Raw genomic sequence first — 6,309 nt, forward strand, 5'->3', positions numbered from 1 at the left:
GGGAGGGAAGGATTCCGGATCGCGGCGGGCGAATCGGTATTTGTTTTCTGGCCGGCACCCCCGGCTGTGTGGCACGTGGTACGACGGAGGGTAGATCGCGCAAAGCCGACAGAACGGGCGTGCCGATGACCGCCGGCAACACGGGCGAGCTGCTGCGGGACCACGCCGAACCGCAACGCGCCACCTACGTCGAACTCTTCTTCGACGTCATCCTCGTCTTCGCGTTCACCCGGCTCTCGCACACGCTGTTCACCGACCTGACCTGGCTCGGCGCCCTGCACACCGTGATCCTGCTCGCCGCCTTCTGGTGGGTCTGGGTCTTCACGGCCTGGACCACCAACCGCCTCAACCCGGCCCAGCCGGCGATCCAGCTCGTGATCATCCCGATCATGCTGGGCACCCTGGTCATGGCGGGTGCGGTGCCCGAAGCCTTCGGTGAGGACGGCATGGTCTTCGCCGTCACGTACGTCACCATCCAGGTCGGCCGCGCCCTGTTCGTCACGGTGACCATGCGCGGTCGAGGCGAGGTGGCGATCGGCTCGCTCCAGCAACTCATCTGGTTCTGCCTTTCTGGAGCGCTGTGGATCGCCGGCGCTCTGACCGAAGGCACCAGCCGGGTGGTGATCTGGTTCCTCGCCGCTGCCCTCGGCTACACCATGAGCCGGCTGGAGTTCCGGCTGCCCCGGTTGGGCCCGGCCCGGATCGCCACGCAGACGGTCTCCGCCGAGCATCTGGCCGAGCGGTACCAGCAGATCATGATCGTCGCGTTCGGCGAGACGGTCCTGGCGTCCGGTGGACAGTTCGCGGTGCGCGGCTTCGAACGGGACAGCGTGATCGCGTTCGTGCTGGCGTTCGCCACCACCACGCTGATGTGGCGGATCTACTTCTACCGGGCGGGCCTGCTCCTGCCGGGCGTGATCGCGGCGAGCACCGCTCCGGCCGTGTTCGCCCGCTCCGCCTCGTACGCCCATCTGCTCATGACCGGCGGCATCGTGCTCAGCGCGGTCGGCGACGAGATCGTCATCACCCACGCGTTCGCCGAGGCCAACCTCGTCTGGTCCAGCGTCATCCTCTGCGGACCGGCGATCTATCTGGCCGGCCGGGCACGGCTCGACTACCTGTCGTTCAGCCGCGTCGCCCTGTCCCGGGTGATCGGGCTGGTCGTGCTGGTCGTGCTGGCGCCGGTGGTCGCCTTCCTGTCACCGATCTACATCGCCGTCGTGGCCATCGTCATCCTCAGCACGATCGCCGTTTCGGACACCATCTCCTGGCGATTTCGCCCCAGCAGGCTCGCCCCGCCACCACCGCCCCGGGGCCGTTATCTACGCCCCTAACGCTCGTACCGCCTGACCTCGCGCGGCTGACGATGCGCGGGCTCGGGCGGTCGGCGCCGACACCGATCAGGAATCGAGAAGCGCCGGTCATCCAACCGTGACTAGCGTGACTGCCGTTGATGTCCCACGCCCCCTGGCCCGGCGGCTGGCCAGGGGATCTGCTCGCCTTTGGAGGAGGTCCCGTTGAACTGGAACGCGTGGATCCGGCAGCTCCACCGCTGGCTTGCCATCGCCTTCACGGTGACCGTCGTCGTCACCGTCATCGCCCTGGCGCGGGAGGAACCCGTCGTCTGGGTGTCCTACGTACCGCTGCTTCCGCTCGCCCTGCTGCTGGTCACCGGGCTGTACCTGTTCGTCTTGCCCTATCTCCTCAAGCGGCGCGGCCGGGCGGCCGCCGAGCGATGAACGGGCGCGCTCGCCGGCCGCGCCCCCCTCGGCCGGCGAGCATCGCCCGGCACCCGGGCGAGGCGGTCGCCCGGGTCGCCGCCCACTTCCGGCGCAAGCTCCACGGCGGACGGTGAGCCGAGCGCCCGCCGGCCGTCGACGACCAGGCCGACCGGGCCGACCGGGCCGGGTCAGGACGCGGCCAGCGGCGCCAGCAGACCACAACAGACCAGCCCGAACACCGCGAACACGAGGACGAGGATGGTGTAGTTCGACCAGAGCCCGAACCTCGTCACGTCGGCGCCGTGCCCGTCGTGGACGCGGTTGCGCCACACGCCGAAGCGGAACGACAGCTGGTGCGTCGCACCGGGCTGGGCGGCCAGCGAGGTGGTCACCAGTGGGATGCCCATGAAGTCGGTGTAGCGGACGTCGTGCGGTCCGGGCGGGATCACCAGGTACCAGGTGCCCTCGCCCGGGATCGGCACCGTCTGGCCGTCGATCTTGAGCTTGCCCGTGCTGGGCACGGGCACGATGTACGGGCCACGGTTGACCGAGACGGCGAGCACCGCGTAGCCGGGCGGCGGCGGGATCGGATGGGGATACACCAGCGGCGTCACGGCGCCCGGAACCGGCGGGTAGGCCGAATGAGGGGGGTACGACACCGGGACATCCTCACACGGGCGCGCTCGGCCGACGGGTACCGGTCAACCGGCGGCAGGGCCCGACCCGGCGGTCCACTGGGCGGCCAGCAGGCCGTAGATCAGGGTGTCCGTCCACTCGCCCTTCGTCCAGTGGTCCTGGCGCAGGTGGGCCTCCCGGACCATGCCGACCCGCTCGCACACCCGTGCCGACGGTGTGTTCCGGGCGTCCACGTGGGCGATCACCCGGTGCATGCCGCACTGCTCGAACGCCACCCCGATGAGCGCGCGGACCGCCTCGGTGGCGAATCCGCGGCCGGACACCGACGGGTGGAAGGCCCAGCCCATCTCGCCCCGGGACAGCGTCTCGTCGGCCGGCCACAGGATGACGTCACCGACGATCTCGGCCCCGTGCTCGACCACCAGCGCGAGCCGGGACTCGGCTCCGGTGATGCCGGTGCCGTTGACGCGCCGGGCGACCACGGTGGTCGCGAACTCCCGCGTCCACGGCTCCCACGGGATGTAGCGGGCCACCATCGGGTCGCTGTAGTACGCGAGCAGGGCGTCCACCTCGTCGCCCCGGTACGGCCGCAGGCACAGCCGCTCGGTACGCAGCGGCAGGGTCAGCTCAGGCATCGTCCCAGTATCACGGTCGGCTTCGACCCGGACGGGGCTGCCCGCCGGGCCCCGGGCCGCCGCCGCGGCCCGGGATCCGGCCGGTCCCCCGTCAGGCCGGTGCCCCCGCGCGCTTGCGGTACCGCTCGGCCCGCCGCCGCACCTGGGTGTACGCGCTGCTCAACCCCATCGCCCGGCGCACCTCCACCAGCGTCTTGCGCACCTCGGCGCGGGTCCGCTCGGTCCCCTCGACGATCAGCTGGTCGACCCGACCCGGGTCCGCCTCGATCCGGGCCCGGCGTTCCCGGATCGGGTCGAGGAACCGGTTGAGTGCCGCCGCCAGGTCCTCCTTCACCTCGACGTCGCCGACCCGCCCGGCCCGGTAGCGCTGCTTCAGCTCCGCCACCCGGTCCCGGTCCGGGTTGAACACGTCGTGGTACGCGAACACCGGGTTCCCCTCGACGGTGCCCGGCACGTCGGCCCGCACCCGGTTCGGGTCGGTGTACATGCCCATCACCTTGCGGCGCACGGTGGACGCGTCGTCGGAGAGCGAGATGGTGTTGCCCAGGCTCTTGCTCATCTTGGCCCGGCCGTCCGTGCCGACCAGGGTGGGCGTCTCCGCGGGGATCAGCTCGGGCACCGGGAACACCTCCCCGTAGAGGTGGTTGAAGCGCCGGGCGATCTCCCGGGTCACCTCGACGTGTGCGGCGTTGTCCTTGCCGACCGGGACCGCCTCGCCCTTGACGCAGAGGATGTCCGCGGCCTGGAGCACGGGGTAGCCGAGCAGGCCGTACGGCATCTCCTCCTTGCCGGAGTCGCGGGCCATCTCCTTCAGCGACGGCACCCGCTCCAGCCGGGGCACCGTCACCAGGTTCTGGAACAGGGTGTTCAGGTCGCCGACCTCCGGGATGGCCGACTGGAGATAGAACGTCGCCCGCGCCGGGTCGACGCCGGCGGCGAGGATGTCGGTGACCATCTCGCGGGCGTTCTCGGCCACCCGCTCGATGTCCTGCCGGGTGTTCCTCGTGGTGAGCATGTGCAGGTCGGCGATGATGAAGAAGCTCTCGTACCGCTGGTGCAGCCGCACCCGGTTCGCGATGCTGCCGACGTAGTGGCCGAGGTGCAGCCGCCCGGTCGGGCGGTCCCCGGTGAGCATCCGTGCCGTGGACATGGTGGTACGCCTTTCGTGCCGGAAGAGGAGGATGGGCGCGATCGACCCGGGCGGACGCCCCGGGGTCGGTGGGATTCGGGTCAGTGCGCCGAACGCCATCGCGCGCCGTCGCGGAACCTCAGTCCGCCGGCACGAAGCACGTCGATGATCCGCTCGCGGCCGTCGCCGGAGCTGGTGGGGAAGGTGGGCACGGCGTCGAGCGGGAGGCCGTCGACCGGGTCGACGACCTCCGGCGCGTAACTGCTCGCCCGGACCATGCCGCTACGGTAGCCGGTCCACCGGCCGTGGTCAGCCCTGGCGGTAGCTGTCCTGGTAGTAGCCGGCCACCCGGTCCCGGTAGTCCGGCCGGTCGTACGCCTCCGGCTCGAACGCCGGGGACTCCTTGACCTGCTCCCGGGTCCGGTCCACGTACACCGTGCGGTCGAGGTGGTCCACCCGGTCCACCGTGCCGACCGGCAGCAGCACCTTGCGGCCGAGGATCCACGGCCCGGTGTCGACCACCAGCCAGCGGGCGTCGGTGTCCCCGCTGGCCTCGTCGACCGAGCCGATCCGGCCGTCGGTCGCCTCGACCCGGTAGCCCGTCAGGTCGATCGGGGTGCCGGGCCCGGGCGCGTCCGGGCCGTCGCCGGACCGCTCCGGCGGCGCCGCGGGCGGGGTGGTCTGCTCGTACCCGCCGGCGAGCGCGGCCGGGTCACGCCAGGCCCAGGGATTGAACGTCGACGGTTGCACGGTCACCTCCGAATTGGTGGTCACGGCTGACCGCGTCATTAGTGCCCACCCCCCGGTCGCGGGAAACAACCTGGCAATTATCGGTTCACCGGAATGTCTCCTGCGAAATTCGTCATATTCGACGTCGGTCGATCGATGCTCGCCCGTTTCCGCAGGTGGTTTCGGTTGTCACCGTACGGCGGCACATTCGTGCGCAATGCGGAGTGTCTCGCCGGCACATTCGCTGCGGGGGTGTCGGCCGCCCATTCTGTTCCCTGCATCCGCAGCAGAGGGAATAGGGGAAGCAGATGTCTCGCACCATTCGGCGACTCGGCGTCGTGCTCGCGCTCGCGGTCGGCCTGGTCGGCGCGGCGGGGGCCACCGCGCAGGCCGCGCCGGTCAACCCGGTGACGCCGCAGTCGTCCTGTGGGCTCGGCTACGTCGTCCAGGACCAGGACCCGATCCGGCACGCGGAGACCGGCGCCCTGCTCGGCACCGTCTACCTGCTCTACAACCCGACGGTCGGCTACGGCTGCACGGTCACCGTCAAGTCCGCGTACGTCGGCGCGCTGACCCGGACCCAGGTCTACCTCGCCGCCCAGTACCTGCCGACCCGGGTCGACGACGGCAACCGGCTCTACGCCGCCGGCCCCACCACGGCGTACGTCAAGGGCGGCTGTGTGATCTGGGGTGGCCTGATGGCCGACCCGAACGGCACGATCCACCACCACGAGCGGGCGAATCCCGCGATCGGCGGCATCGGCACCTGCTTCTGATCTCGCGGCAGGCCCGCGTCCGCGAGCCCGCGGGGCCGCCGCCGGAAGCCCGGCGGCGACCCCGCGATGCCGCTACCGTCGGGCTGATGGGACGGATGCGCGGCATCCACGAGCGGCCGGCCGGGCTGACCTACCAGCCGGAACTGGTCGACGTCGACGAGGAGCGGTCGCTGCTGGCCGCGCTGGCGGCCTACGACTTCCGCGAGGTCCGCATGCACGGGCAGATCGCCCGCCGGACCGTGCGGCACTTCGGCTTCGACTACGACTACGGCTCCTTCCAGCTCACCGCCACCGAAGCGTTGCCGGTCGAGCTGCACGAGGTCCGCCAGCGCTGCGCCGCGCTGGCCGGCCTGCCGGCGACCGCGCTCGCGCAGGCCCTGGTCACCCGCTATCCGCCCGGGTCGGTCATCGGCTGGCACCGGGACGCGCCGGCGTTCGGGCCGACGGTGGTCGGCCTCTCCCTGGGCTCCGCGTGCCGGTTGCGGTTCCAGCGCGGCAAGGCCGACGACCGCCGGGTGTACGAGGTGGAACTGGCGCCCCGGTCGGCGTACGTGCTCGCCGGCGCGGCCCGGTCGAGCTGGCAGCACAGCATCCCGCCCGTGCCCGAGCTGCGCTACTCGGTCACCTTCCGGCAGGTGCGCACCGGCTGACCTGCGGCGCTGCCCGGCCGCGGCCCGGTCCCC

9 protein-coding genes are annotated in these 6,309 nt (G+C 71.5%); 4 read left to right on the top strand and 5 right to left on the bottom strand.

Annotated features, from left to right (window positions below):
• Positions 1-125 precede the first annotated feature (125 nt).
• Both Q3W71_RS17965 and Q3W71_RS17970 read left to right on the top strand, forming a co-directional pair.
• Positions 126-1,334, top strand: a complete 1,209-nt coding sequence (locus Q3W71_RS17965) for a low temperature requirement protein A (protein ID WP_302921003.1) — start codon at positions 126-128, stop codon at positions 1,332-1,334.
• A 183-nt stretch (positions 1,335-1,517) separates the two neighbouring features.
• The gene (locus Q3W71_RS17970; protein WP_302920507.1) at positions 1,518-1,739 is read left to right on the top strand and encodes a hypothetical protein; all 222 of its coding nucleotides are present in this window, start codon (positions 1,518-1,520) and stop codon (positions 1,737-1,739) included.
• A gap of 170 nt (positions 1,740-1,909) precedes the next feature.
• Here the strand turns inward: Q3W71_RS17970 and Q3W71_RS17975 are convergent, their stop codons facing one another.
• The 5 genes from Q3W71_RS17975 to Q3W71_RS17995 all read right to left on the bottom strand — a co-directional run bounded on the left by Q3W71_RS17975 (position 1,910) and on the right by Q3W71_RS17995 (position 4,871).
• Positions 1,910-2,380: a hypothetical protein gene (locus tag Q3W71_RS17975; RefSeq protein ID WP_302920508.1), complete on the bottom strand. Its 471-nt coding sequence runs from the start codon at positions 2,378-2,380 to the stop codon at positions 1,910-1,912.
• A gap of 42 nt (positions 2,381-2,422) precedes the next feature.
• Positions 2,423-2,992, bottom strand: coding sequence for a GNAT family N-acetyltransferase (locus tag Q3W71_RS17980; protein WP_302920509.1), 570 nt, complete (start codon positions 2,990-2,992; stop codon positions 2,423-2,425).
• Between the two features lie 91 nt (positions 2,993-3,083).
• Positions 3,084-4,142, bottom strand: a complete 1,059-nt coding sequence (gene trpS, locus Q3W71_RS17985; RefSeq protein ID WP_302920510.1) for a tryptophan--tRNA ligase — start codon at positions 4,140-4,142, stop codon at positions 3,084-3,086.
• Positions 4,143-4,222: 80 nt separating this feature from the next.
• A complete protein-coding gene (locus tag Q3W71_RS17990) occupies positions 4,223-4,399 on the bottom strand; it encodes a hypothetical protein (protein WP_302920511.1) in 177 nt (58 codons plus the stop codon).
• 31 nt (positions 4,400-4,430) lie between these two features.
• On the bottom strand, positions 4,431-4,871 hold the full coding sequence (locus tag Q3W71_RS17995; protein ID WP_302921004.1) for a PRC-barrel domain-containing protein: 441 nt from the start codon (positions 4,869-4,871) through the stop codon (positions 4,431-4,433).
• 287 nt (positions 4,872-5,158) lie between these two features.
• On the opposite strand from Q3W71_RS17995, the gene Q3W71_RS18000 reads away from it, so the two are divergent.
• Both Q3W71_RS18000 and Q3W71_RS18005 read left to right on the top strand, forming a co-directional pair.
• A complete protein-coding gene (locus tag Q3W71_RS18000) occupies positions 5,159-5,626 on the top strand; it encodes a hypothetical protein (protein WP_302920512.1) in 468 nt (155 codons plus the stop codon).
• A gap of 86 nt (positions 5,627-5,712) precedes the next feature.
• Complete coding sequence (locus tag Q3W71_RS18005; RefSeq protein WP_302920513.1) at positions 5,713-6,276, top strand: alpha-ketoglutarate-dependent dioxygenase AlkB; 564 nt, start codon at positions 5,713-5,715, stop codon at positions 6,274-6,276.
• The last annotated feature ends 33 nt before the right edge of the window (positions 6,277-6,309 follow it).

The sequence above is a fragment of the Micromonospora sp. C28SCA-DRY-2 genome (assembly GCF_030519475.1).
Taxonomy (GTDB): domain Bacteria; phylum Actinomycetota; class Actinomycetes; order Mycobacteriales; family Micromonosporaceae; genus Micromonospora.